This is a genomic window from Brevibacterium siliguriense (assembly GCF_900105315.1).
GTDB classification, from domain to species: domain Bacteria; phylum Actinomycetota; class Actinomycetes; order Actinomycetales; family Brevibacteriaceae; genus Brevibacterium; species Brevibacterium siliguriense.
On sequence record NZ_LT629766.1, the window covers coordinates 2,293,076 to 2,319,039 of the forward strand.

At 65.6% G+C, this 25,964-nt stretch carries 24 protein-coding genes; 13 read left to right on the forward strand and 11 right to left on the reverse strand.

Annotated features, from left to right (window positions below):
* Positions 1-98: 98 nt before the first annotated feature.
* From BLU88_RS10120 to dxs, 3 genes are all read left to right on the forward strand, one after another.
* Entirely contained in the window at positions 99-470 is a 372-nt protein-coding gene (locus BLU88_RS10120; RefSeq protein WP_092013208.1) for an ArsR/SmtB family transcription factor, read from the forward strand.
* The gene (locus BLU88_RS10125) at positions 467-1,558 is read left to right on the forward strand and encodes a cation diffusion facilitator family transporter (protein WP_092013211.1); all 1,092 of its coding nucleotides are present in this window, start codon (positions 467-469) and stop codon (positions 1,556-1,558) included. Before BLU88_RS10120 ends, BLU88_RS10125 begins: the two co-directional genes overlap by 4 nt.
* A 650-nt stretch (positions 1,559-2,208) precedes the next feature.
* Positions 2,209-4,149, forward strand: coding sequence for a 1-deoxy-D-xylulose-5-phosphate synthase (dxs, locus tag BLU88_RS10130; RefSeq protein WP_092013214.1), 1,941 nt, complete (start codon positions 2,209-2,211; stop codon positions 4,147-4,149).
* Between the two features lie 31 nt (positions 4,150-4,180).
* Here the strand turns inward: dxs and BLU88_RS10135 are convergent, their stop codons facing one another.
* Both BLU88_RS10135 and BLU88_RS10140 read right to left on the reverse strand, forming a co-directional pair.
* Positions 4,181-5,332, reverse strand: a complete 1,152-nt coding sequence (locus BLU88_RS10135) for an HRDC domain-containing protein (protein WP_231939351.1) — start codon at positions 5,330-5,332, stop codon at positions 4,181-4,183.
* 17 nt (positions 5,333-5,349) lie between these two features.
* Positions 5,350-5,964 carry a DUF3000 domain-containing protein gene (locus tag BLU88_RS10140; RefSeq protein ID WP_062242954.1) on the reverse strand — a complete coding sequence of 205 codons (615 nt, stop codon included), beginning with the start codon at positions 5,962-5,964 and terminating at the stop codon, positions 5,350-5,352.
* Between the two features lie 168 nt (positions 5,965-6,132).
* Between BLU88_RS10140 and hemE the strand changes: the two genes are divergently transcribed.
* From hemE to hemQ, 3 genes are read left to right on the forward strand one after another with little or no spacing between them, the layout of a single operon-like run.
* Positions 6,133-7,179, forward strand: a complete 1,047-nt coding sequence (gene hemE / locus BLU88_RS10145; protein WP_092013220.1) for a uroporphyrinogen decarboxylase — start codon at positions 6,133-6,135, stop codon at positions 7,177-7,179.
* A 4-nt stretch (positions 7,180-7,183) separates the two neighbouring features.
* Complete coding sequence (gene hemG / locus BLU88_RS10150; RefSeq protein WP_092013223.1) at positions 7,184-8,587, forward strand: protoporphyrinogen oxidase; 1,404 nt, start codon at positions 7,184-7,186, stop codon at positions 8,585-8,587.
* A gap of 37 nt (positions 8,588-8,624) precedes the next feature.
* Positions 8,625-9,335, forward strand: a complete 711-nt coding sequence (gene hemQ / locus BLU88_RS10155) for a hydrogen peroxide-dependent heme synthase (protein ID WP_092013226.1) — start codon at positions 8,625-8,627, stop codon at positions 9,333-9,335.
* 101 nt (positions 9,336-9,436) lie between these two features.
* Here hemQ and BLU88_RS10160 read toward each other — a convergent pair whose 3' ends face one another.
* Positions 9,437-9,724 carry a hypothetical protein gene (locus tag BLU88_RS10160; protein WP_231939352.1) on the reverse strand — a complete coding sequence of 96 codons (288 nt, stop codon included), beginning with the start codon at positions 9,722-9,724 and terminating at the stop codon, positions 9,437-9,439.
* A 142-nt stretch (positions 9,725-9,866) separates the two neighbouring features.
* Here BLU88_RS10160 and BLU88_RS10165 point away from each other — a divergent pair, with 142 nt between their 5' ends.
* Positions 9,867-10,343: a MarR family winged helix-turn-helix transcriptional regulator gene (locus BLU88_RS10165; protein WP_092017404.1), complete on the forward strand. Its 477-nt coding sequence runs from the start codon at positions 9,867-9,869 to the stop codon at positions 10,341-10,343.
* A 2-nt stretch (positions 10,344-10,345) separates the two neighbouring features.
* Here BLU88_RS10165 and BLU88_RS10170 read toward each other — a convergent pair whose 3' ends face one another.
* Both BLU88_RS10170 and msrB read right to left on the reverse strand, forming a co-directional pair.
* Positions 10,346-10,888 (reverse strand): GNAT family N-acetyltransferase, encoded by a 543-nt coding sequence (locus tag BLU88_RS10170; protein ID WP_092013229.1) that lies wholly within the window; start codon positions 10,886-10,888, stop codon positions 10,346-10,348.
* The gene (msrB, locus tag BLU88_RS10175) at positions 10,881-11,330 is read right to left on the reverse strand and encodes a peptide-methionine (R)-S-oxide reductase MsrB (RefSeq protein WP_092013232.1); all 450 of its coding nucleotides are present in this window, start codon (positions 11,328-11,330) and stop codon (positions 10,881-10,883) included. The genes BLU88_RS10170 and msrB overlap by 8 nt, the downstream gene beginning before the upstream one ends.
* Before the next feature lie 156 nt (positions 11,331-11,486).
* Here msrB and BLU88_RS10180 point away from each other — a divergent pair, with 156 nt between their 5' ends.
* A complete protein-coding gene (locus tag BLU88_RS10180; protein ID WP_092013235.1) occupies positions 11,487-12,686 on the forward strand; it encodes an alpha/beta hydrolase family protein in 1,200 nt (399 codons plus the stop codon).
* A gap of 10 nt (positions 12,687-12,696) precedes the next feature.
* Here BLU88_RS10180 and BLU88_RS10185 read toward each other — a convergent pair whose 3' ends face one another.
* Positions 12,697-15,408: a penicillin acylase family protein gene (locus tag BLU88_RS10185; protein WP_092013238.1), complete on the reverse strand. Its 2,712-nt coding sequence runs from the start codon at positions 15,406-15,408 to the stop codon at positions 12,697-12,699.
* A 34-nt stretch (positions 15,409-15,442) separates the two neighbouring features.
* The gene (locus BLU88_RS10190; RefSeq protein ID WP_092013241.1) at positions 15,443-16,297 is read right to left on the reverse strand and encodes a DUF817 domain-containing protein; all 855 of its coding nucleotides are present in this window, start codon (positions 16,295-16,297) and stop codon (positions 15,443-15,445) included.
* Between the two features lie 409 nt (positions 16,298-16,706).
* On the opposite strand from BLU88_RS10190, the gene BLU88_RS10195 reads away from it, so the two are divergent.
* Positions 16,707-17,201 carry a hypothetical protein gene (locus BLU88_RS10195; protein WP_092013244.1) on the forward strand — a complete coding sequence of 165 codons (495 nt, stop codon included), beginning with the start codon at positions 16,707-16,709 and terminating at the stop codon, positions 17,199-17,201.
* Positions 17,202-17,216: 15 nt separating this feature from the next.
* Here the strand turns inward: BLU88_RS10195 and BLU88_RS18945 are convergent, their stop codons facing one another.
* Genes BLU88_RS18945 through BLU88_RS10205 form a run of 3 tightly spaced genes read right to left on the reverse strand, consistent with a single transcriptional unit; the run spans position 17,217 to position 18,749 of the window.
* Complete coding sequence (locus tag BLU88_RS18945) at positions 17,217-17,342, reverse strand: hypothetical protein (RefSeq protein WP_269457631.1); 126 nt, start codon at positions 17,340-17,342, stop codon at positions 17,217-17,219.
* Positions 17,343-17,344: 2 nt separating this feature from the next.
* Positions 17,345-17,863: a hypothetical protein gene (locus BLU88_RS10200; protein ID WP_092013247.1), complete on the reverse strand. Its 519-nt coding sequence runs from the start codon at positions 17,861-17,863 to the stop codon at positions 17,345-17,347.
* 31 nt (positions 17,864-17,894) lie between these two features.
* Positions 17,895-18,749 (reverse strand): L,D-transpeptidase family protein, encoded by an 855-nt coding sequence (locus BLU88_RS10205; protein ID WP_092013250.1) that lies wholly within the window; start codon positions 18,747-18,749, stop codon positions 17,895-17,897.
* Positions 18,750-18,809: 60 nt separating this feature from the next.
* Here BLU88_RS10205 and BLU88_RS10210 point away from each other — a divergent pair, with 60 nt between their 5' ends.
* The 4 genes from BLU88_RS10210 to BLU88_RS10225 all read left to right on the forward strand — a co-directional run bounded on the left by BLU88_RS10210 (position 18,810) and on the right by BLU88_RS10225 (position 23,717).
* A complete protein-coding gene (locus BLU88_RS10210; protein ID WP_092013253.1) occupies positions 18,810-19,973 on the forward strand; it encodes a hypothetical protein in 1,164 nt (387 codons plus the stop codon).
* Positions 19,974-20,347: 374 nt separating this feature from the next.
* Entirely contained in the window at positions 20,348-22,114 is a 1,767-nt protein-coding gene (gene leuA, locus BLU88_RS10215) for a 2-isopropylmalate synthase (RefSeq protein ID WP_092013256.1), read from the forward strand.
* 101 nt (positions 22,115-22,215) lie between these two features.
* On the forward strand, positions 22,216-22,944 hold the full coding sequence (gene recO / locus BLU88_RS10220) for a DNA repair protein RecO (RefSeq protein WP_092013260.1): 729 nt from the start codon (positions 22,216-22,218) through the stop codon (positions 22,942-22,944).
* A complete protein-coding gene (locus tag BLU88_RS10225; protein WP_092013263.1) occupies positions 22,941-23,717 on the forward strand; it encodes an isoprenyl transferase in 777 nt (258 codons plus the stop codon). Before recO ends, BLU88_RS10225 begins: the two co-directional genes overlap by 4 nt.
* 94 nt (positions 23,718-23,811) lie before the next feature.
* Here BLU88_RS10225 and BLU88_RS10230 read toward each other — a convergent pair whose 3' ends face one another.
* A complete protein-coding gene (locus tag BLU88_RS10230) occupies positions 23,812-25,608 on the reverse strand; it encodes a DEAD/DEAH box helicase (RefSeq protein ID WP_092013266.1) in 1,797 nt (598 codons plus the stop codon).
* Between the last annotated feature and the right edge of the window lie 356 nt (positions 25,609-25,964).

The following is a 25,964-nucleotide window of genomic DNA, read 5'->3' on the forward strand; positions in this document are numbered from 1 at the left end:
CACCTCGTCACCCTCTCGAGCTGAACGCGGGCGACCGGCGGCACCTCGCTCACTACGTACCCGTGCGCACTTACGTTCGAGTATGCAATAATCTGCGTATGGATGCAGATAAGCAGATGTGCGGGCTCGACCCCGACAGCCAATACGTGGAACTTGCCGTTGAGGTGTTCGGACTCCTTGCCGACGCGACCCGGGTCCGGATCGTCCTTGCGCTGCGCCGCAGCGACGAGCTGTCGGTGAACCATATCGCCGAGAGCGTGGGCAAGTCGCCGGCCGCGGTGTCGCAGCACCTGGCGAAGCTGCGGATGGCCCGGATCGTGTCGACCCGGCAGGAGGGGCAACGGGTGTTCTATCGGCTGGAGAACGAGCACGCCTCCCAGCTGGTGTCCGACGCGATCTTCCAGGCCGAGCACTCTGTCGCCAATGGGCAGGTCCCGGCCCATCACCACGACGAACGAGCAGAAGAATGACCGAGCACAGCCACGCCCATCCGCACGCTGAGCACGAGCAGGAGAGCGGATCGTCCGCGCATGATCACGCGGATCATGATCACGGCCAGAATCACGAGTATGCGCACGGTCATGACCACTCCCATGACCACGGCGAGCACGGCCACTCCCACCCGACGGGGTTCAAGGGCTTCCTCTACGGGATCTTCGTGCCGCACTCCCACGACGCCGCCGACTCGATCGACGACGCGATGGAAGCCCACTCCGAGGGAATCCGCGCGCTGAAGATCAGCCTAGTGCTCATGCTGGCAACGACCGTGCTGCAGGCCGTCGTCGTCGCATTCTCCGGCTCGGTCGCGCTGCTGGCCGACACGATCCACAACCTCTCCGACGCCCTGACCGCAGTGCCGCTGTGGATCGCGTTCGTGCTGTCCCGACGGGTCGCCACACGGAAGTACACCTATGGCTTCAACCGGGCCGAGGACCTTGCCGGGCTGTTCATCGTCCTGATGATCGCCCTGTCCGCGGTCATCGCCGCGTGGGAAGCGATCGACCGCATGCTCAACCCTCGCCCGATGGAGAACATCGGCTGGGTGATCGTGGCCGGCATCATCGGCTTCCTCGGCAATGAGGCGGTCGCCGTCTACCGAATTCGCGTGGGCAGAAAGATCGGCTCGGCCGCCCTGGTCGCCGACGGCATCCACGCCCGCACCGACGGGTTTACCTCTCTGGCCGTCGTGGCCGGCGGGATCGGCGTGCTGCTCGGCTTCCCCTTGGCCGACCCGATCGTTGGCCTGCTGATCTCGGCCATGATCGCAGTGCTGCTGGTGGGCACCGTGCGCTCGGTCGGCCGACGGTTGATGGACGGCGTTGAGCCGGAGCTCGTCGAACGCGCCGAGCGCGCCCTGGGGCATCTGGCCGAGGTCGAGTCGGTGGAGCGGGTGCGGATGCGCTGGGTCGGGCACCGCCTCCACGGCGACGCGCTCGTCCGCACCTCCGTGACGAGCCTTGCCGATGCCGACCGGCTGGCGGCGGAGGCAGAGGGTTCGGTGAAGCAGCACATGCCGAACGTGGACGAGATGGCCGTGCAGGTGGCCCCAAAGCTCTAGAGTGTGAGTCGCGTGATGACATGGCGCGAGACAGGCTTCGTGAGACGGACGCCTGCGCGTGATTGATTCGACTGGATGCCTGTTTCAGCGATGGATGACTGACGAAGCCCCTTCCATGTCCTCGGGGCCCGACCCGGGATAGTCACCATTCATGGCGAATCTACCGTAGTCGAAGCATGTCGACGGCGATGTGTCAGCGGCTGCGGGAAAGCCCCCGCAGGATTCATAGCGCGCCTCTGACCAGGGGATTTGCTGTCGGGCTCGAGCGCTTGACTACCGTGCACGTCGACGAAGCCTGTCACAGTACGTTCTGCGTCAGCTCGCAGAAGCCTGATCGCAGGAGACGCGCTGAGGCGCTGTGAGTCTGTGACTCGCGGCAGTCGGTTCGCGCTGAGGCGCTGAACCGGAACACAGCGAGGGCCGGTGGGATTCTTCCCACCGGCCTTCGTCGTGCCCGGACGCAATTAGCGTGACCATCCCTCACTATCAGCGTCACTTCCTACACGCAGTTCGGCATCCAGCATCGTTCGCGGCACAACGACTTGCTGCAACGCGGTGATGCGCCGCGAAGGATGAGGGACGCTGCTGAGAGCGATAGGATGGGGCGAATGGAATCTGTCCGTCAACGATGTCGTCAGAACTGAGGCCGCATGACCTTTCTCGAATCCCTCGGCTCGCCTGCCGATCTGCGCCGCCTCGACGCATCAGAATGCGACGTACTGGCCAAAGAGATCCGCGACTACCTCATCACGACTGTGTCCGGCACGGGCGGACATCTCGGCCCCAACCTCGGCGTCGTCGAACTGACCATGGGCCTCCATCGCACCTTCGACTCGCCGCGCGACACCATCATCTTCGACGTCGGCCACCAGACGTATGTGCACAAACTGCTCACCGGCCGTCGGAACGAATTCTCCACCCTGCGGCAGCGCGACGGACTCTCCGGCTACCCGAGCCGGTCCGAGAGCGCCCACGACGTCGTCGAGAACTCGCATGCGTCCGCGTCCCTGTCCTGGGCCGACGGCATCGCAAAAGCCCGCCAACTCACCGGTGAGACTGATCGCCACGTCGTCGCCGTCATCGGCGACGGAGCCCTGACCGGAGGAATGGCCTGGGAAGCGCTCAACACCATCGCCGCCGACACCTCCACCCCGCCGAGGCGACTGGTCATCATCGTCAACGACAACGGCCGCTCCTACGCCCCGACCGTCGGCGGATTCGCCGCCCACCTCGACGAACTGCGCACCACCTCGAGCTACGAGAAGCTCCTCAGCTGGGGCAAAGAGACTCTGCGCCAATCCGGTCGCCCCGGTCGCGCCGCCTACAGCGCCATCCACGGCGTCAAACGCGGACTCAAGGACATGGTCAGCCCGCCCGAGACCGGAATGTTCGACGAACTCGGCATCAAATACTTGGGACCTGTCGACGGACACGATCTGCCCTCGGTTGAAAAAGCCCTGCAGCTGGCCAAACAGTTCGACGGCGGCCCCATCATCGTCCACATGATCACGCAGAAGGGCCACGGATTCGACCCGGCCGTCAACGACGACGCCGACCAGTTCCACTCCGTCGGCGTCATCGACCCCGTCACCGGGAGATCGACACCCTCGAAATCCACGTCATGGACCTCCGTCTTCGGCACCGAGATCTGCGAACTCGCCGAAGAGCGCGAGGACATTGTCGCCATCACCGCGGCCATGCTCATGCCCGTGGGATTGGCGAAATTCGCCGAGGAATTCCCGCACCGCGTCTTCGACGTCGGCATCGCCGAACAGCACGCTGTCGCCTCCGCCGCCGGTCTGTCCTATGGCGGACTCCACCCGGTCGTGTGCATCTACTCCACGTTCCTCTCCCGCGCCTTCGACCAAGTGCTCATGGACGTCGCACTCCACCGCCAGGGCGTGACCTTCGTGCTCGACCGCGCCGGAATCACCGGCCCCGACGGAGCCAGCCACCATGGAATCTGGGACATCGCGATGCTCCGCGTCGTCCCCGGACTGCGCCTGGCCGCACCCCGCGATGCCGCCCGACTGACCGAAGAGCTGCGCGAAGCCGTGACCGTCGAAGACGCCCCGACCGTAGTGAGATTTCCCCGCGGCGGCGTCGGTGCCGACATCCCTGCGCTGAGGCGGCTCGACGACGGCGTCGATATCCTCCGTGAGGGACCGGCCGGTTCCGAATCCCATGTGCTCATCGTCTCCGTGGGCCCCTTCGCCAGGTTGGCCGGCGACGTCGCCGACCGCCTGGCCGAACACGGACTGATCGCGACGATCATCGATCCCAGATGGGTGCTGCCCGTACCCGAATCCGTCATCGACCTCGCCGCCGACCACAGCCTCGTGGCCGTCATCGAAGACGGCGTGAAGATCGGCGGCATCGGCTGCCAGATCCGCTCCGACCTGCGCGAAGCCGATTCGCGGATCGGTGTGCTCGAACTCGGCGTGCCCGATGAGTTCCTCCCGCAGGGAACCCGCGAAGAGATCCTCGCCGAGGTGGGCCTCGACGTCGGCACGATCGTGTCCGATATTCTTAAGGCCCTGCCCGCCGAGGTGGCCGATCGAGCCGATCAGAGTGCCCGCCGTGCGGTGTGAGGTGCAGAGCTAACGCCGTACGGTGTGAGGTTCAGGACTGGGGGAGTCCGGCCAAGGCCTTCTGCAGCATGGGAGCACTGAGCTCGACCTGCCAGGGCCGTGCCCCCGCCTCGGCGAGGTAATCCTCGACATCGACGTTCGACTCCGCAGCCAGGGACTTCACGATGGCCGGCTGGAGGAGCACATCATGGGGGATCGTCAGCTCGTCGGAGAGCTCCGACATTGCGGCCTTCAGCGCCGCCACCCGCTCCTTGAGCTCCGCCGGGTTGAACGCGCTGCGCTTCGACCGTCCGCGTTCGAACCGTCCCGGCAGCTCTTCGGCACCCAACCGGGAGGCCTTGCGGTAGGCACGGAAGAGCCGGGCCGCCTCGGCGCGGGAGAGCCGGCGCCACTGCGCCAGGATGTCATCGCTGGACTTCACACCGGACTGTGCGAGGGCGACGAGGTCACGATCGCGCAGGATCTTCGACGGAGCCAGGTCGGCCTCGCGCGCCATGGAGTCCCGTGCCTGCCAGAGCTCACGGACCCGGGCGATGTCCCGGCGGGACTTGATCTTCGACAGCCCATGCGTGCGCCGCCACGGCTCAGCGAAATGCTTCGGGGTGAAATCGAGCAGGTGCGTGAACTCCTGCCGCGCAAACTCCCACCGGCCGGAATCGAGCAGCTGCTGGTGGAGGATGTCGCGGATCGGCAGGAGCACCTCGACGTCGAGGGCGGCATAGTTCAGCCACTCCTTCGGCAGCGGACGCGTCGACCAATCGGCGGCCGAATGCTCCTTCGCCAGTCGCACACCCAGAGTGCGCTCGGCGACAGCGGCCAGACCGAACTTCTCCCATCCGAGCAGCCTGGCGGCCAGCTCGGTGTCGAACAGGGCCGCCGGGCGCATCCCACGCTCCTGCAGGCACGGCAGATCCTGTGTCACCGAATGGATGACCCACTCATCGGACCCAAGCGCCGGGTTGAGCTCGCTGAGATCACCGAGAGACTCGGAATCGAGGAGGAACGTGCCTGCACCCTCACGGCGCAGCTGAACGAGGAAAGCGCGCTGACCGTATCTGATTCCCGAAGCTCGTTCGGCGTCGATGGCGATGGGCCCCGCGGCGGCGGCCAGACTGGCGATCGAGGAGGAGAGATCCTCCGGGGTGTCGACGACGTCGGGGATGCCGTTCGCGGGTGTTTCCAAAAGCGGTAGTTCGGTTGTCATCGACGGCGCCCGGGCAGGGCTGTGACTCCTTCAGGAAGTGGTGGCAGTCCGGCGACTGTGCTGAGCAGATCGATCCAGGCTTCGAAGTGATTGCCGATCAGATCCGGCTCGTCAATCACGGGTGTCCACGAAGCGCGCAGCTCCAAGTCTATCGTGGCCGGGCGATCGGCCAAGGTGCCGAAGCTCTCGGACAGCACCCGAGTGGTCGTCCCGCCGGCGGCGAGCACCTGGCAGTCGTTGGAGTCGAGGGCATCCTCGAGCCAGCTCCACGCCACATGGCCGAGCATCGTCTCATTGCCGAGTTCGTGTTCGAGTTCGGCGCGGATATAGGAGACCACCCGGAACGAGCCTTCCCATTCCTCCGGGGCGGCGGGGTCAAAGAGGACGACGATGCGGCCGGTGGCGAGCTCATCGATGGTCTCGCCGCTGGCCCGCAGGAACGTCTCGTCGGCGCTGACCTCGGCACCGAGAGCATAGGAGTAGGGGGCCAGCCGGGCCGGGGCGGGGATCTCGGAAATCGACACGTTGTTCGTGCTGCGCGCCTGACGCAGCACCGACGTCACGGCGGAGAACTCCGCCGGAATGCGATTGAGAGGTGAGGTGTTGACCACAGTTGCCACGATAGATCAGCCGTGCCGGCGGGGGAATCATCCACGCCGAGGCGGCCCCGGACATTTCTGACGGCGCTGTCCTCGGCCGCATTCTGAGACGGCAAGACGGCCCGTCTTGAAACCGAGATCGAGTGGGCATGTGCGATCGAAGAATGGGAAGATGGAGCCATGACATCACCCTTGTTGGCTGCCCTGCGTTCGGAGCCGGTTTCGCACACTCCCGTCTGGTTCATGCGGCAGGCTGGCCGCTCCCTGCCCGAGTACCGCAAGCTGCGCGAAGGCACCCAGATGCTCGATGCCTGCCGCGACCCCGAGATGGTCTCCGAAATCACTCTGCAGCCGGTCCGCCGCCACGGCGTCGACGCGGCCATCTTCTTCTCCGATATCGTCGTCCCGCTCCAGGCCGCCGGTGTCGATGTGGAGATCGTCCCCGGCGTCGGCCCGGTCATCGCGTCCCCGGTGCGCTCCCGCGCCGATATCGACGTCCTGCCCGGACTCGACGCCGCCGACATCCCCGATATCGCCGAATCGATCCAGCGTGTGACCGCCGAACTCGACGAGACCACCCCCGTCATCGGGTTCGCCGGCGCCCCGTTCACCCTGGCCAGCTACCTCATCGAAGGAGGGCCGAGCAAGAACCATGAGAAGACTAAGTCCCTCATGGCCTCCGACCCCGAGGCGTTCTCCGCGCTCCTGGGCAAGCTCGCACAGATGTCGGCGACATTCATCGACGTGCAGCTGAACGCCGGAGCCAAGGCCTTCCAGCTCTTCGACTCCTGGGCCGGCTACCTCTGCCGGGAGGACTACGAGAACCACGTCCTCGAACACTCCACCGCCGTCTTCGACGCACTGTCCGGCCACGATGTGCCCAGCATCCACTTCGGCGTGCAGACCGGTGAGCTCCTCGGCTCCATGGGCCAGGCCGGATCCACCGCCGTCGGCGTCGACTTCCGCGTCGACCTCGCCGACGCCGCCACTCGGGTCAAGCCCGGTCAGGCGCTCCAGGGCAATCTGGACCCGGCCCTGCTCTTCGCCCCCTGGGAGGCGCTGTCGGCCCGCGTCGAGGCGACCGTGTGCAAGGGACTCGATCTCGACCGCGGATTCGTCTTCAACCTCGGCCACGGCGTCCTTCCCGACACCGACCCCGAGGTGCCCGGTCGCATCGTCGACCTCGTGCACCGCGTCTCGGCAGAGATCCTCGGCAGCCGCGGCTGATCGGATGGGACAGATCACCGTCGTCGGGGGAGGGATCTCCGGTCTCGTCGCCGCGTACCGTCTCTCCGCCGATCACCACGTGACCGTGCTCGAGGCCGGCGGCCGCCTCGGCGGCTGCCTGAAATCGACCACGCTCGATGGTGCCGTGCCCGTCGGCATCGACACCGGAGCCGAAGCGAGCCTCAACCGACGTCCGGAGACCAAGAGCCTGGCCGCCGAACTCGGCCTCGACTCGGTGTTCCCTTCGACACACCACAGTTCGCAGGTGCTGAGCCGGGGGGACCTGCACGCGATTCCCAAACGGACGATCATGGGAGTGCCCGCCGAAGCCGCCGAGGTCGAATCCCTCATCGGCACCGAGGCGGCCGAACGTCTGGCTGCCGAGCAGCTGACGCCCCCGATCGACGGCGACGATGTCTCGCTGGGTGCGTTCCTGGCCGAGCGCCTCGGCGATGCCATCGTCGACTCCCTCGTCGATCCGCTGCTCGGCGGAGTGTATGCGGGCCGCTGCCGGGACCTGTCCCTGGCCGAGACGGTTCCTGCCCTGCTGCCCGCCGCAGTCGAAGGCACCTCGGTGCTCGACCTCGTGGCGCAGCTGCTTGCCGCACGCGATGCTCAAGCGGCTGCCCCGGGACGACCGGCAGAACCGGTGTTCATGAGCTTCGAAGGCGGGATCAACCGCCTCATCCCGACCCTGCACGAGGCGATCGAGGCCCGAGGAGGTCAGGTCCGCCTCGGCGCCGGTGTCACCGGTATCCGGCGTGACGGTCGCACTTGGACGGTGACCGCGGACGGGACCGATATCGAGTCCGACGGGCTCGTCCTCGCCACCCCTGCCCACGTCAGCGCGGGACTCCTCGCCGAGGCGGCCCCCACCGCGGCCGCGGCACTGCAGTCCGTCCCCTACGCCTCCACCGCGTTGGTCGCGGCGCTCGTCGATCTCGGGGGAGTCGAGCTGGACGGTTCGGGATTCCTCGTCCCCGTCACCGAGGGCACATTCATCAAGGCCTCGACCTTCGTGTCGAACAAATGGCCGTGGACGGCCGCCCATATCCCCGCGGGCACGGCCCTGGTGAGGATGAGCATCGGACGCTTCGGCGACGGACCAGAGGTGTGGAGCAGCCTGTCCGACGAGGAGATCGTCGAACGCGCCTTCGCCGATTGGCAGGCGATTACCTCCCGCCCGGAATCGCGCCTGCTGAGCGCAGAAGTCCAACGCTGGAACTCCGCCCTGCCGCAGTACCTGCCCGGCCATGCCGGACGGATCGCCGTCGTCGATGCGGAGATCGCAGAACTGCCCGGTCTCGAACTCGCCGGATCCGCGTACGGGGGAATCGGCATTCCCGCCTGCATCGCCCGTGCCGACTCGGCGGCTCAGAGATTGAACCGGTCAGCCGACGACTCGTAAGACAATTGAGAATGAAGAGATGACAGAAGGAGCAGATATGAGCGAATACACTCAGCCCACCGACGCCCAGATCGAGGAAGCGAACGAGCAGACGCGGTATATCGCCTACTCCGTCTTCGCCTCTGCGGGAGAACTCGGCGATGCCGATCGCAAGGAACTCGCCGATGAGCTGCATGCGGCTCTGGAGCCGCTGAATGAACGCGGCCTCGTCGTCCGCGGAATCTACGACGTCTCGGCTCTGCGGGCCGATGCCGACGTCATGTTCTGGTACCACGCCCCCGAGATCGAGGTCGTCCAGGCCGCGTACTCGGCGATCCGTCGCAGCCTGATCGGCGGAGTGCTCGAACCCGTCTGGTCCAACGTCGGAGTCCACCGCCCGGCAGAGTTCAACAAGGCCCACCTGCCGGCTCTGCTCACCGATCCCGAGCCCGGCGACTACATCTGCGTGTACCCGTTCGTGCGGTCCTACGACTGGTACCTCCTCGATCCCGCCGAACGGTCGAAGATGCTGCGCGACCACGGTATGGCCGCCGCCGGGTACAAGGACATCAAGGCGAACACGATCGCCTCCTTCGCTCTCGGCGACTACGAATGGCTGTTGGCCTTCGAAGCTCCCGAACTCCACCGCATCGTCGACCTGATGCGCGACCTGCGCAACACCGAGGCGCGTCTGCACGTGCGTGAAGAGGTCCCGTTCTACACCGGACCGCGCCGCGAACTCGTCGACATCATCTCCGACTGGCGCTGACCGACTAGCGCTGACTGGCAGAGGCTGAGAGCGACAGAGAAAGGGCCGCCGCACCGATTCGGTGCGGCGGCCCTTTTGCGTGGTCGGGGAGCGGCCGGCGGTTACTTGCTGCCTTTCTTGACCACATAGGAGTGGCCGTTGGCGTCGGTGCGCATCTCCAGTCCCATGGCATCGAGCTGTTGGTGCCGCAGCGTCTCGTCCTCGTAGTATCCGCCCGGACGGGTGTTGTCGACCTGCGCCGGTCCGACGATCTTGCGGAAGAAGTTGTTGAGCCAGCCCACTCCGCGCTGAGATTCCGGATGCTGGTTCTTCTTCCGTGCCGGAGCCTTCTGCTTCGGGGCCTGTCCCAGGTTCGAACCATCGGCGGAAGGCTGCGAGGAGGATGACATAGCGAGGTTCCTATTGACGAGGCGCCGCACGGGCGGGAACTGGGCAGGTTTCACTCAAGTGTACACTGATCATTAGCGCACTAAGTAGTTTGCGAACAGAGTGCACTCCCTGATCGACGACGTGGAGGATCGACGAGACGCGATGCTGGAATCAGAAGGTTCGACTGAGCAGCTGGACAATCCGCTGGCGCTCGAGAGTCAGATCTGCTTCGCCCTGGCGGTGGCCTCCCGCGGAGTGATCGGCGCCTACCGGTCAGTGCTCGAACCGATCCATCTGACCCATCCGCAGTACCTGGTCATGCTTGCGCTGTGGCAGCACGAGAAGCTGCCGATCCGCGAGCTCGCTCGACTGCTGCGCCTTGAACCCGCGACCGTGTCCCCGCTGGTCAAACGCCTCGAAGCGCTGGACTATGTGACGAAGACGCGCAGCGAGAGCGATGAACGGATCGTCGAGGTCACGCTCACCGACACCGGCCGAGAGCTGCGCAGCACCGCCGAGGCGATCCCCGGGACGATGATGGCCAAGCTGGGCATGGACGCCGAGGGAGTGCGCGAACTGCACGCGGTGATGCAGAAGATCATCGCCTCCGTCGACGCCGCCGAGGCGGGCACGGACTGAACTCAGCCCGCGGGGCGCTCCATCGGAGTGTGCTCGAGACCGTCCTCATCGAAGCGCGGTCCGTTCGGAGTGAAGCCGAAGGATCCGTAGAGACGTTCGAGATGCGATTGTGCGTTGAGGGTCAGCGGCGAATCCGACCAGGCACCGACGATATCGGTGAGCAGCCGACGGCCCCAGCCCTGCCCGCGGGCGTCGGGATGGGTCGCGACGCGACTGATGCTGCGGGCCCCGGGCCGGGCTGCGGGTCCGTCGGGGACGTCGGACGGCAGCAGTCTGGCGTAGGCCCACGGTGAGAGGTCGCGTCCGTGCTCGGCTCCATGGGTGTCCGACATCGCCGTCGCCGGTCGCGGGTAGAATACGTGCAGAGTCTCCGGCAGGGTGTCGACTCCATCGGCGTCGAGGAAGACGCATTCCTGCTCGACAACGAAGGCGCGGGAACGAAGCTGTAGGATTCCGTAGAGCTCTGCGGGCCGGAGCTGATCGAAGGTCTTCACGACCAGCTCGGTCGCCTCGGCGATCTGAGTCGCTGTCGCCGTCTCAGGCATCGGCGTCGGCGGGGTTGAGCTTCAGGGAGATCGAGTTGATGCAGTAGCGCTGGTCGGTGGGGGTGTCATAGCCCTCACCGGCGAAGACGTGTCCCATGTGCGAATCGCAGTTCGCACAGCGAACTTCGACGCGTTCCATGCCCAGAGAGCTGTCGCGGATGTAGCGGACCCGGTCTTCGGCCAGGGGCGCGTAGAACGACGGCCATCCGCAGTGGGAGGTGAACTTCGTATCCGAAGGGAACAGGTCGGCTCCGCACGCGCGACACTGGTACATCCCCGCAGCCGTCTCCTCGTTGTACTCACCGGTGAAGGGACGTTCGGTCGCGCCCTGGCGCAGCACCGCGAACTCCTCGGGGCTGAGCACGTCCTGCCAGCGGATCTCCTCGGCCGCTGCCTGCTCGTTCGTCGAAGTTCCAGCGTTGATATCTGATGACTGAGTCATCGTGACCTCCGGTCTCTGTCAATGACGGTGTGTGCGGCGAGGAGGAGACGGTCTCCGCCTCTGCTGAGTGCAACAGCGAGCGGCACTCGCTCATTCCGCACAACAGCGTTTGGTGCCTGATCATTCCGTAGGCAACAATGAACACAGGAGGTTTTCATGGTCCGCGACACGAAGTTCCCCGCTCGCCTGCTTGCCGTCGGTATCGGCGTCGGCGCCGGACTCGGTGCCCTGATCTCTGTGGCGTCGTCGGGCCTGGCAGCCTACTTCGCCCGCAAGATCATCGTTCCGGAGAACGCCCCGGAAGAACTCGACATTCTGCACATCGATGGTTTTCCGCCGAATATGCGCATCCATCTGCCCGCCGATGAGGAGACCACGGTGCCGGGCACCTACGGCCTCTACTTCAAACAGGGTTCGGGGCACGCGGTGATCGGCGATATCATCGAATACGATCCGCGCTCACGTACCGTCTCCCGAGAGATCCTGTCGGTGACCCGCGGTGATATCCGCCGGGCCTGGCGGGGACGCTGGACCGGAGTCGTCTACCCCGATCCGATCGCGGCCGGAGTGAACTTCGAAGACATCGAGATCCGCTCCGATGCCGGGAACCTGCCCGCATGGCTGCTGCCGACCGATCATCCGGAGCCGCAGGACACCTGGGCGATCCTCATCCACGGCCGTGCCAGCACCCGCGCCGAAGGCCTGCGCGCCGCTCCCGTGCTCAACACCCTCGGCGTGCCCGCGATCGCCATGTCCTACCGCAATGACGCCGAGGTGCGGGTGGAGACCACATCCCGCTACGGACTCGGCGACACCGAATGGATCGACGTCGACGCGGCCATTGACTTCGCCGTCTCACGCGGGGCGAAGAACGTCGTCCTCTTCGGCTGGTCGATGGGCGGGGCTATCGCCCTGCAGGCGGCATCCCGCGGACGCAACCGCAGATTCGTCACCTCACTGGTCCTCGACGGGCCCGTCGTCGACTGGGTGAATGTGCTCGACGATCAGGCGAAGAAGAACATGCTGCCGACGCCGGTCGCGAAACTCACTCTCGAAATGATCACACAGCCGTGGGCCCGACCGATCACCGGTCTGGAGACCCCGCTCGACCTCGATCGCATGGACTGGGTGACCCGCGCCGCCGAACTCGATGTGCCCGTGCTGCTCATCCACTCCGATGACGACGAGTTCGTCCCCTCCGGTCCATCACACGCCCTGGCAGGGGTCAGACGGGACCTGGTGACGATGCCCTCGTACAGCAAGGCCCATCACACGAAGGAATGGAACATCGACCCGGTGCGCTGGGAAGACGATGTCGCGAACTTCCTCGAGGCGAAGATCCTGCCCAAGGACTGACAGCCAGCAATCAGGGTTCGAGCCTGAGCGTGTCCTCTGCCGCTGCCTCCACGGCCTGCTTCGAATACGGCCAGGGGCGATTGACGTTGGCCGCCCAGTCATTGGTCTGATCGTCGTAGTGCGGGTGGAAGGCATGCCCCGAGGCGCCCGTGAGGTTGATCCAGTTCGAGGCGTCGAAGTTCGACAGATCGACCGTCTGCCGCATCGACGGCACCCAGTTCGTCTCATAGCCGACCGAGGCGTCCCAGCCAGTGGCATGGACGACTCCCGAACCGCCGGAGACCTCATAGGGACCGCGGTTGAACAGCTTCTCCACCGGTGTGATCCCGGATTCGCCGAGGCTGGCGTTGCGGACCGTCAGCCGGTGCAGGATTCCCCACCGCCACGTCACGGGTTCGGGTCCCAGCAGGTCCTCGGTCTCCGCCCAGGCCGACTTCATGGCCCTGCGCAGTGCCTCGTCTCGTCCTTCGACGCCCTCGCTCGTCCACCACTGAGAGTCCGGGTCGTCGAGCAGTTCCGAGAGCACGAGATACCAGCGTGAACCACCGGAGGGGGACACGCCTTCGGGCAGCTTCGAGCTGATCGTCTGCTCGAGCAGCGTCTTCGTGAGGACATTGAAGTAGGCGGCCCCGGCACTGCTGGCGGAATCGAAGCCGTTCCACTGCTTCAGCAGCTTCTTCGCCTCGAGAATGTCCTCGTCGCCGTGGGAGTGGATCTTGACCGCCGCGGGTACGAGCTTCGCGGCGAACGGATTCTGGTCGTCGCTCTGGATCTCCGCCATGTCCGCCGGTCGCAGCTTCCGCCCCTCGGCGACGGCGTCCTTGATGCGCTTCGTGATGCGTCGGGCGCGATCTCCGTAGTCGAACCCCTGGCCCAGCTGCACCGTCTCACCGGGGGAGGCGACGGGATTGTTCGCCGTGACGATCCAACCGCGCTCGGGGTTGTACAGGCTCGGCAGATCCTCGAAGTCGATCCAGCCCTGCCAGTCCTCCTCGGACTTCCAACCCCGGCGGGGCACGGTGCCGTCGGCCTTTCCGCGGCGCGGGATCATCCCGGGGACCTGATAGCCGATATTGCCGGCGACATCGGCGTAGACGAGGTTCTGCGAGGGTGCGTCGAACAGAGAGGCCGCATGCCGGAACTCCTGCCAGTTCGTGGCCTTGTTGATGGCGAACACCGCCGAGGCGGTCCTGCCCGGACGCAGAGCCGTCCAATCGAGGGCGAGCCCGTAATGCTCCTCGGCCGGTCCCGATTTCGGATCCTCGGAATCCGCCCCGGTCGTCGAATCGAGCACCTTCCGGTAGGTGCCGTCGAGCTTCGACACCAGCGGACCGTTGCGAGTGGAGCGGATGGAGATCTCACGCGAGTCCTCGCCGGCGACCTCGATCGTCTCCTTGCGGACCTGCAGCGGTTCGTCACCGTCGTCGTGGATGACCTTTCCATCGCGGATCTTCTCCACCACGAGGTCGGTGACATCGGCTCCGAGGTTCGTCAGCCCCCAGGCGATCGACTGATTGTGGCCGATGACGACGCCGGGCAGTCCGGAGAAGGAGAACCCGGTGACATCGAAGGGACACTCATCGGTGACCTTCTTGCACCGCAGACCCACCTGGTACCAGACCGAGGGCATCGCCGGGGCGAGATGCGGGTCATTGGACAGGAGCGGTCGACCGGTGCTCGTGTGCTCCCCGGAGATCACCCACGAGTTAGACCCGATATCGTCACTGTTCTGTCCCAGCATCTGCGGCAGCGATGAGACGGTGTCCCGCAGTTCGAGGAGATCATCGGCCGGCGGTGCCGCCTCGGTGTCGGTGCTCCCCGATGGGGGCGCCCCGGTCACGGAACCACCGGCATTGGCCTGATCGTCGGACTGTGCCCGATCGTCAGGCTGCCCGGGGGCCGCCTCGTCGACATCGTCGCCGTTGCGGTTCTTCGGGGCCTTCTGACCGGCCTTGCCGCCGAGGATCGTCGGCCGGGTGGCGTACGGGTAATCGGGATAGAGCGAGGCCATCTGCTCGTCGCTCAGTTCCGAACTGAGGATCGACCGGTCGATCTCGTCCTCGAGATTCGATCGCAGATCCCAGGCCATGGCCTTGAGCCACGCGACGCTGTCGACCGGAGTCCATTCCTCGACATCGGTGCTGCCGGACTCCAATCCTAGGACGGCGTATTCGAGGGACAGTTCGGTGGGGGACTTGTCCTTGATGTAGGCGTTGACGCCGTCCGCGTAGGCCTCGTAGTAGCTCAGACTCGTCTTGTCGAGCTTCTTCACTTCCTGCTCGGCGACCTTCCGCCAGCCGAGAGTTCGGATGAAAGTGTCGGTGCCCAGCTGGGATCTGCCGAAGAGTTCGGAGAGACGTCCTGCGGTGACGTGGCGGCGGAAGTCCATCTCCCAGAACCTGTCCTGGGCGTGGACGAATCCCTGGGCCAGGAACAGGTCGTGGGCGGTTTCGGCCTCGATGGTCGGGACACCCGACTCGTCGCGGTTGACGGTGACCGGCGCGTCGAGCCCCGGCAGTGAGATCTCACCATCGGTGGTCGGGAAGGACCGGCGGACGAGGAACAGTCCGACGAGGGCGAGGATGAGAGCGAGGACGAGGACTCCGGCGATGACTCGCAGCAGCACACGTGCACTGACCGAGAGGTTGGAACCGCTGGCTGGGCGGAGCACCTTGAGCAATGCGCTCGATTCTTTCTCATTCTGCGCATCGGGTGCCGCCATGAGTCTCCTTCGGCTGTCCTGAAAGTTTCGGTTCTCAGCAAGTATAGGTGTCAGGAAGCTTGGGTCTGTGGACAAAAGTCACGAGAACGACGGAGATCATCATGAGAAGGAACCAGGCCACCAGCTTCGTCAGCGGCACCAGATGCCAGCCGTCGTCCTGACTCGGGTACAGCCAGGCCCCGGCCGCGGTCCCGATGTTCTCGGCCACCCAGATGAAGAAGGCGACGAGGACGAAGGCCAGCAGCACCGGCATGGTCAGGGTCCTGCGATGGATATGGAAGTACATGCGGCAGCGGAAGAAGACGATCACGGTGGCCAACACGAGGACGAGTCGGACGTCGACGATGAAGTGGTGTGTGAAGAAGTTGACGTAGATGGCGGCGGCGATGATCACGGTCAGCCACCTCGGCGGGTAATGGCTGAACCTCAGGTCGAAGAGGCGATGCACGCGGGCGATATAGGAGCCGACGGCGGCGTACATGAACCCGGTGAACAGCGGCACGGCACCGATGTGCAGGATGCCGCCGGGGGCGTAGTTCCACGAGCCGACGGCGGTTTTGAAGATCTCCATTCCGGTGCCGACGATGTGGAAGACGATGATGACGATGAGTTCGCAGCCGGTCTCCAGTCGGGCGGCGAGCATGCCGATCTGGATGAGCACGGCGACGATGACGAGGAAGTCGTTCTGGGCCACCGACGCGTCGGATGGATAGAACCACGAGGTGGCGATGATCGCTGCGAGCATGAGCGCGCCGAAGAGGCACGCCCAGGCCTGTTTGATTCCGAAGGCGAGGAACTCCCGGACGCCGGTGGGAACCCGGGGCAGCAGCCTGTCGGCGAAGGCATCGAGGACGGCCTCGAGTCGTGTCAGTTCGCTGCGATCGGCCATAGGTGTCCTTCGGCGGGGAAGCGGGGGTGCAGTGCCAGCGTATCGTGGACTGCTGTGGACAAGATCCGACAGAACTTCGAACACGGGTACATGACCTATACGAAGAGTCAGGTCGTCAAGGTCCATCTCACCTGACCGACGCTGTCCGGACATAGACTGCCGTCATGCACATCCTTCTCTTCGGCGCCTCCGGCCATGTCGGGGCCGGGCTCGCTCGGCTGCTCAGTCCGCACCACACGGTCACCGGGATCGTGCGTCATCGTCCGAAAACGGAGACGGCGTTCGAACCGGTGATCGTGCCGGACTGGGTGGACGAACCGGAGTCGGTCACCTCGGGGCTCGCCTCCGCCGGTCGCCCCCGGTCGATGCCGTCATCGCCGCCATCGGCGGGTGGTATATCGACCAGCCGGTGCTCGATCGGGGTCTGGCGAAGTTCGATGAAGACTATGACTCCTACCTGCGCGGGCACTTCACTGCGTGTGCGATCTCGCAGAGCCTGGCCACCGAACGGTCCAAGGCGGCAGGCCCGTCGTCCGACCGTTCTGCCGACCCGTCGACTGACCGCTCATCGGCAGCAGGACCGGCATCCACCCGATTCGTCCACCTGGCCCTCAACGGGGTCGCCAGTATCGAGGCGCTCGCCGGGTCCGGGGCGATCAGCGTCTTCGGGGCCGCGCAGAAGATGCTCATTGAGGTCGCCGCGACGGAATCGACGACCGTGGACTTTCGGGAGCTGCGGATCATGGCCCCCATCGGCGGCGATGATCGCAATGATCTGACCGGGGGAGTCGACACCGTCCCCCTCGCCGAGGTGGCCGAAGCGCTGATCCCGATCCTGCACTCACCCGAACGCTTCACCGTGAGCACGGAGATCCACGCGGACGCTGAGCGACCAGAAGGCTGAGCCTCAGCCTAGGGTTCAGGCTCGGCGGTAGCGGAGGAAGACCTGGTCATCCTCCGTGCGCACATCGACGAGGTGCATATCGATTTTCGCCTCGAATCCGGAGAAGTGGCTGCCGGTCGTGCGGATATAGTGCGGACTCACACTCAGATGCAGCTCTGCTCCCGGATAGTGCTCGAGCAGCCGGAACGCGAGGTTCGGACCCGATTCGCACAGAAGCACCACCTCGTCGCTTGGTGCCGAGTCCGTCCTGTTGGAGGACGCCTCATTCTCTCCCGTGGACGACTCTGTCTGGGCAGAGCGGGACTGCCGCGATTCGGGGATGGGGCCGTCGGCAGTGAGGCGGCCACCTCGGTGATGGTGTCGGCACTGAAATGCTGGGCGCGATAGTCGAGACCGTGAGCGTCGAGCTCGCTCTGCAGGGACTCCGGATCGGATTCGGTGAGCACGTACACGGGCGTGTGCTCCAGCGTCTTGCCGGCGGCGTTGATGACGGGCAGCTGCGGATTCAGCGCGGTGCGGCGGTCGATGATGATCGCATTCGCGCTGCGGCGCAGAGCGAGGAAGTGCCGGAAATCAGCGTCTGTGGACACTCCGGTCGACCAATCGTCTTCGGCGAATGATCCGTTGATCGACTGGACGAGGGAGATGATGAGACGGCGCACGGGATCCTGCCCTTCTGCTGCTTCGGGTCTGCTATTTCTTCAGTTCGGGCGCCGGGCCCATGGCGATGCGCGGGTGGGCGTCGGGATCGATGGTGCGCATGATCCACTTGAGGTCCGCCTCGTCGAGGGTGACGCAGCCGTTCGTACCCGAATCGTGGTCGAGGTGAAGCCAGATTCCGCCGCCCCTGTCCCAGCCCAGCGGTCGCGTCTTGTCCGTGGGCGGGGTGCCGGGCCTGCGGTTGTAGTCGATGGCGATGATGTAGTCGAACACCGATTCGTAGTCCGCCCCATAGGCCACCGTCGCCGAGGAGGGCAGACGATCATCCTGGGTGTACGGCAGATCGGTGCCCGGGTTCGCCTTGAAACCGCCGGCGTCGCTGAGCGTGAACACGCCGATCGGGGTGGTTTTGTCGCCTTCGCGGTGATCCTTCAGCCAGCCCTTGGAACCGTTGTGAGTGTCGAACGTCTTGAGCTTCTTCCACTTCTTGTCCGTGAACTCAAAGAAGCTCAGGCTCGACTTCTCGGACTTCGCCGTCGGCGAGGTCGCGACGAGGACCTGCGAGGTCTCTGCCGGGATCTGGTCCGTGAACTCCTTCGTCAGGCCGGGGACAGGGACGGGATGGGCCGGCCCGGTCGCCTCGGCGCCGGACTGATCGCCGGACTGTTCTGCTGTGGTCGAAGATGAGTCATCGCCGGTGGGGGAATCCTGAGCGGGAGCCGCGAAATCACCGAAACCAGTCTGCTGGGCGGGAGCGGCGAAGTCAGCGGACTCGCCTGTTGCGGAATCAACCGTGCCGTCGCCGTCATCGGCACCGCAGGCGGTCACCAGCAGAGCGCATGCGAGGAGCGCGGGCAGCCCCGCGCGCCGGTAGACTCCATTGGACATGAGGTCATCATCTCACGAGGTCTGAGAACTCGCAGGCAGCGACTATGCGAAAATGACCTCATGAGCATTCCACCTGTGCCGAACCATCCTCCGCGCCCCGGGCGTCGGAAGCCGGCCGAGGAGTCTCCGGAGTCGATCACAACCCAGTTGTTCATCGGCGAGGATGAGTCCGCGGCCGCCGATGGCTCCACCCAAGCGCTGACCCCCGCAGAACTTCAGAGGCTGCGGTCGATGGTCGAATCCGATGGCACCGATGCCACCGAGGTGCTCAGCCTCGAAGAGCTGCGCGGACTCGCCGCCGCAGAAGGCTATGAGACCGGAGGGCTGCCGGCCGCGCCGCGCAAAGTGAACTCCGACGACATCGCCGCCGCCGAAGCGGCTTCGGCTCCGAAACAGTGGAACCCGCTGCCCGGATCGCAGTCGGCGCCTGCCGAGGCGGACCAGGCACAGCCCCAACCGCAACAGCCCGATCCTCATCCGCATCAGGGACAGTGGGGCGGCGAATTCGGTGCCGGCGGACAGGCGGCAGCACCCCAGTCCGCCGGACCGGTGCAGTCGCCGGCGCGACCCGATTACGCACAATCCGGTACCGGCCATCCCGGTGGACCCGGATACGGACAGTCCGGTCACGCCCCCGCCTACGCGGCCGCACCCGCCGGCTATGCTGCAGGCTATGGACCGGGCGGACCCGCCGGTCCGGGAGGGTCCGGTGGGCCTGGAGGCCCCGGAGGTCCAGGCAGACCCGGTGGACCGCACGATCCCTACGGCCGTCGCGCCGACACCAAGAAGGTTCCCGCGTGGCTGTGGGTGCTCGCGGCGATCGCGCTCATCCTGGCACTCGGCATCGTCGGCTATATCGTCTGGGACGCCACCCAGGGTGAGGACACCAAAACGGTCGGACCCACGGACGAGCCGTCGATCGGTCAGACCGACGATCCCGGGGCGTCGGACTCGGGCAGTTCGAAAGCACCGGTCGCCGAAGAGACTTTCACCTCACCGTCGGGCAACATCGCGTGCACGATCGACTCCGAACGTGCGCGCTGCGTGATCAAGGACTACGACTACTCACCGCCCCAGAAACCCGACGACTGCAAGCTCGACGACTGGGGCTCCATCGTGGTGGCGAATAAGGAAGGTGCAGGATTCTCCTGCGTCGAAGCGCCCGAGGGCAACGGTCCGGCACGCGTCCTCGGCTACGGGGACTCGATCTCCGCCGCGGGATGACATGCACCTCCAGCGAAGAGGGCATGACCTGCAAGTCCGATGACACCGGACTCGGATTCAACGTCCGCCGCGCCTCGGTCGACTTCATCAAGTAAGTCGGCATCGACGATCCGGTCGGCGTCCTCCGGATCGGCGACCTCGAATTCGGGGGAGCCCGCCCGGACGTGACGGACGGTGCACGGCCGCGGCGGGCCGCCTCGGCGATCTCAGGATGTGGACTTGATTCGGACGGAACGAAGAAGGGGGACTACGGTGGCCGCGTGGCTCATAGGTTCCTCCTCCTTCCTTGCCGCGACGAGTCCTGAACGGACAGCATGCTCGTCGCGGAGTCCTCGTATGCTGGTCAAGCGTTGAGAAACGGAGATAGAGGAACAATGAAACTGCAGAAGCCTTCTCCCATGCCGTTCGGCAAGTACAAGTCGTTCCAGGACCGCATCGGCCTGGACATGCGCGACCGCACCTGGCCCGATCAGGTCATCCGCAACGCCCCTCGCTGGCTGAGCACCGACCTGCGCGACGGCAACCAGGCGCTCATCGACCCGATGACCCCGGACCGCAAACGCAAGATGTTCGATCTGCTCGTCAAGCTCGGCTTCAAGGAGATCGAGGTCGGGTTCCCGGCCGCCAGCCAGGTCGACTTCGACTTCGTCCGCGAGATCATCGAACAGGACGCGATCCCCGACGACGTCCGTATCTCCGTGCTCACGCAGGCTCGTGAGGATCTCATCGAACGCACCGTCGAATCACTCGTCGGCGCGAAGAAACCCACAGTGCACCTCTACAACGCGACCGCGCCGGTCTTCCGCAAGGTCGTCTTCGGCTTCGACGGCGACGGCTTCGACCAGACCCGTGACATCGCACTGCAGGGCACTCAGGCAGTGATGAAGCACGCCGAGACGCTGCTGTCCGACGCAGACTTCGGCTACCAGTACTCGCCGGAGATCTTCGTCGACACCGAACCCGAGTTCGCCCTCGATATCGTCGGCAGCGTCCTCGACATGTGGCAACCCGCCGACGGCCGAGAGACCGTCGTCAACCTGCCCGCCACCGTCGAGCGCGGCACCCCGAACACCTATGCGGACCAGATCGAATGGTTCTGCCGCAATATGCCCTACCGCGACGAGGTGGCAGTGTCCCTGCACCCGCACAACGACCGGGGCACCGGCGTGGCCGCAGCGGAGCTGGGAATGATGGCCGGAGCCGACCGCATCGAAGGCTGCCTGTTCGGCAACGGTGAGCGCACCGGCAACCTCGACCTCGTCACCGTCGCCCTCAACCTGTACACACAGGGCGTGGATCCGGAACTCGACTTCTCCGACATCGACGAAGTCATCCACACCGTCACCGAATGCAACCAGATCGGCGTCCACGAACGTCACCCCTACGGCGGCGACCTCGTCTTCACCTCGTTCTCGGGCTCGCACCAGGACGCGATCAACAAGGCCTTCGCCGACCGCGAGAAGAAGGCGAACGCACAGGGCACCCCGGTCGACCTCATGGAATGGGACATGCCCTACCTGCCGGTCGACCCGAAGGACCTGGGCCGCTCGTACGAGGCGATCATCCGCGTGAACTCGCAGTCCGGCAAGGGCGGAGTGACCTACCTGCTCAAGAGCGAGCACGGACTGGACCTGCCGCGACGCATGCAGGTCGAATTCTCCCGCGCCGTGCAGCAGCACACCGAAGCCGGCGGCGAGGTCACCAGCGAAGAGATCCGCCGCATCTTCAACTACGAATACCTGCCCTCCGACGATCCCGAAACGGCATGGGGTCGTTTCCAGATCGTCGGGCTGCGCACCGAGTCGGGCAACATCGACGGAGGCGGCGCTTCCTCGGCAGAGCGCATCGAGGTCGACCTCATCGTCGACGGTCAGGAACGCACCTACGAAGGACGCGGCAACGGCCCGATCGATGCGCTGGTGAAGATCCTCATCGACCATTTCGACGTCGACGTCCGACTCCAGGACTACTCCGAGCACGCCATCGGCTCCGGCGCGGACACCAACGCCGCCGCCTATGTCGAACTCGCCGTCGAAGACCGTGTCGTCTGGGGTGCCGGACTGCACCCGAACATCACGAAGGCCTCGCTCAAGGCCGTCGTCTCGGCGGTCAACCGTGCGGCCCGGGACCGCCAGAGCTGAGGTTCCTGCGCCGGGGCCCAAAGGCGCCTCCGCGGTCGATCTCACAGCAGTCGCAGAGCGCGGCGGGGTGATTCTCCGCCGCGCTCTGCGATAATGGGCGAGTGCACAACTATCGTGATGAAGGCATCGTGCTTCAGGGGCATAAGCTCGGCGAAGCCGACCGCATCGTCACCGTGCTCACTCGCAGCCACGGCCTCGTCCGTGCCGTCGCGAAGGGGGTGCGCCGGACGAAATCGCGGTTCGGCTCCCGCCTCGAGCCCTTCATGCTCGTCGACCTGCAGTGCCATGTCGGGCGCAGCCTCGACATCGTCACCCAGGTCGAGCTCGTCGAGCCCTTCGCCCGCGGAATCGCCTCAGACTTCGATGTCTACTCAGCCGCCTCGGTGATGGCCGAAACGGCACGCAGTATCACCGAAGCCGAACCACAATCCCGTACGCATTTCCTCCTCCTCGTCTCCGCTATCCGCTCGCTGTGCAACCGCGAACACCCGCCGAGGCTGTCGCTCGATGCGTACCTGCTGCGCGCCATGTCCGTGGCTGGCTGGGCGCCGAGCCTGCTCGACTGCGCTCAGTGCGGCAGCCCCGGACCCCACCGCGCGTTCTCCGCAGCATTGGGCGGGGCTGTGTGCACGAACTGCCGCCCCTCCGGTGCGGCACTGCCCGACACCGATGCGCTCGAGCACATGGCAGCGCTGCTGTCCGGTGACTGGGAGCGGGCCGAAGCCGCTGACCTGCACGATCAGATCGACGGGTCGAAGATGGTCTCGGACTGGGTGTCCTGGCACCTCGAGCGCAATATCCGATCACTGAGAGTCCTGGAGAGCACATGAGCTACCCCGCACCACCGGCCCACCCCAGCGGAGCGATGCCTCCGCGCATCGACGCGAAGTTCGTGCCCAGACACGTCGCGATCGTCATGGACGGCAACGGTCGGTGGGCGAATCAGCGGGGACTGCCGCGCACCGAAGGACACAAAGCCGGCGAGGCGTCGCTGCTCGACGTCATCCACGGCGCGATCGAGATCGGCGTGGACTATCTGTCGGCGTACGCGTTCTCGACCGAGAACTGGAAACGCTCACCCGAAGAGGTGCGGTTCCTCATGGGCTTCAACCGTGATGTCATCCGCCGCCGTCGCGACGAGCTCAACGCCCTCGGTGTGCGCATCGTGTGGTCCGGGCGGCGTGGCCGTCTGTGGCGTTCGGTCATCGACGAACTCGAAACCGCAGCGGAGATGACGAAGAACAACACCGGTCTCGTGCTCCAGTTCTGCGTCAACTACGGCGGACGCTCCGAGATCATCGACGCGGTCAATGAGATCACCGCCGAGGTGGCCGCCGGGAAGCTCAAACCGGGCAAGGTCTCGGAGAAGACCGTCCGCTCCCGCCTCTACGCACCCATCGTGCCCGATGTCGACCTGTTCATGCGGTCGTCGGGGGAGCAGCGGACCTCGAACTTCCTGCTCTGGCAGTCCGCCTACGCCGAGATGGTCTTCCAGGACGTGCTGTGGCCCGACGTCGACCGGCGGACCCTGTGGGCGGCGATCGAAGAGTACGCGCGCCGTGACCGTCGCTTCGGAGGCGCCGTCGACACCCCTTCGGCCTGACACACGGTCGACCCGCCCTCGACCTGCGGTCGCAGACAGTCGACCGGGGCCCCGCAGCATCATGCTGCGGGGCCCCGGTCAGTCCGTGCTCGGATCAGTAGCGGTCGCGGGAGCGGTCGCCCCGTCCGCCGAACTTCTTGCCGCCTCGGCGATCACCGCGGAAGTTGCGGCCGTCACCGGGTTGCTTGTCGAAGTTGCGCTTCTTGAACGGGCGCCCCGGGCGGCCCGAATCCGGGCGGATGTCGATGGGGCGGCCCTGGATCTCGGTGTGGGAGAGCTTGCGCAGCACCGACGGGTCGAGGTCCTTGGGCAGGTCGACGAGGGTGTGGTTCGAGCGGATGTCGATATGGCCGATCTGCTTCGAGGTGATTCCACCTTCGTTCGCGATCGCACCGACCACGGCGCCCGGCTGCAGCCGCTCATTGCGTCCCAGCGCCAGACGGTAGGTCGTCATGTTCTCATCGCGGGCACGACCGCCTCGGCCCGGACGGCTGCCGTCACGACCGCCGTCGCGGTCACGGCCCTGGCGACGGGTCGGCTCCGGCATCGGCTCGGCCTTGAGCGTGTTCGACTCTAGGACGAGGGAGGCCAGAGCGGCCGCGATGTTCGAGGCCGGCACATCACGAGAGAGCGAGTACTGATCGATGACGTCGGTGAGCTCGGACAGTTCGGTCTGCGCGAGCACATCGTCGATGCGCTTCGTGAACTTCTCGACTCGGGTGTTCGTCAGCTCTTCGACGCTGGGCAGAGTCAGCGGCTCGACCTTCTGCTTCGTGGCGCGTTCGATCGAACCGAGCATGCGCTGCTCGCGCGGGGTGACGAAGAGGATCGCCTCACCGGAGCGTCCGGCACGACCGGTGCGGCCGATGCGGTGGACGTAGGACTCGGTGTCGTGCGGGATGTCATAGTTGACGACCAGCGTGATGCGCTCGACGTCGAGACCGCGGGCGGCGACATCGGTGGCGACGAGGATGTCGATCTTCGCCTCGCGCAGCTGGTCGATCGTGCGCTCACGAGCCTGCTGCGGGATGTCGCCGTTGATCGCGGCGGTCTTGAAACCGCGTGCGCGCAGCTTCTCGGCGAGCTCCTCGGTGGCCTGCTTGGTGCGCACGAACATGATGATGCCCTCGTACTCCTCCACTTCGAGGATGCGGGTCAGGGCGTCGAGCTTATGCGAATGCTGGACCATGAAGTAGCGCTGACGGATATTGGCTCCGGTCTGCGACTTCGCGGCGATCCGGACTTCCTTCGGGTTGTCCAGGTACTTGCCGGTGATGCGGTGGATCGAGGTCGGCATGGTGGCCGAGAACAGTGCGACCTGACGGTCCTCTCCAACCTGGCTGAAGATCTCTTCGATGTCCTCGGCGAAGCCCATCTTGAGCATCTCGTCGGCCTCATCGAGGATGAGGTGGCGCAGGCTGCCGAGCTTGAGCGAACCCTTCTTGAGGTGGTCGATGACACGACCGGGGGTGCCCACGACGACCTGCGCACCACGACGCAGACCCGCCAGCTGGGGACCGTAGGCCTGCCCGCCGTAGATCGGGAGGACGGAGAAGTCGGGCAGTTCCGTGGCGTAGGAGGTGAACGCCTCGGCGACCTGGATCGCGAGTTCGCGAGTGGGGGTGAGGACGAGAGCGAACGGACCATCGTCGGCGCGACCCGCCTCGGCGAGGTCGGACAGAGCCGGCAGGGCGAAAGCCGCGGTCTTGCCAGTTCCGGTCTGGGCGAGACCGATGACGTCACGGCCCGACAGGAGGGTCGGGATGGTCTCGGCCTGGATGGGGGTGGGGATCTCGTAGCCCTGCGCCTGTACTGCCTTGAGTACGAGCGGGTGGAGTCCCAGTTCGGAGAATCTCGGAGTGGTTTCGTCGTTTGCGGACACATCGGTCATGAGTGATCTCTCTCACGTCGGCACACACTTGATCGCAGATGACTGTAGTGGCGATCTACCCTGCGGCCGCTTGTGCAATCATCGTGAGCAATTCGGGCCGAAACCGTAGAGATCCAAGAACTCGCTTGGACAGACGTGAAGACGTCGGTACGGAGAAAGGTTTGGGTGTACCCCAAGTCTACATGCCGCACCCTCGCCGAGGCGGTCCCGAAGCGGGAATCCCGGTGTGAGATCAGTCGCCTCCTGCGCTTGCTATCCGTCGTTTCGGATCCGCGTCAGAGCCCGTCGGGTCGGTGTTGAGGAAGCGGCGGCGGGACGAGTTAGGCTGGTAGCTGCGAGCCACGGCAGCCGGCCGT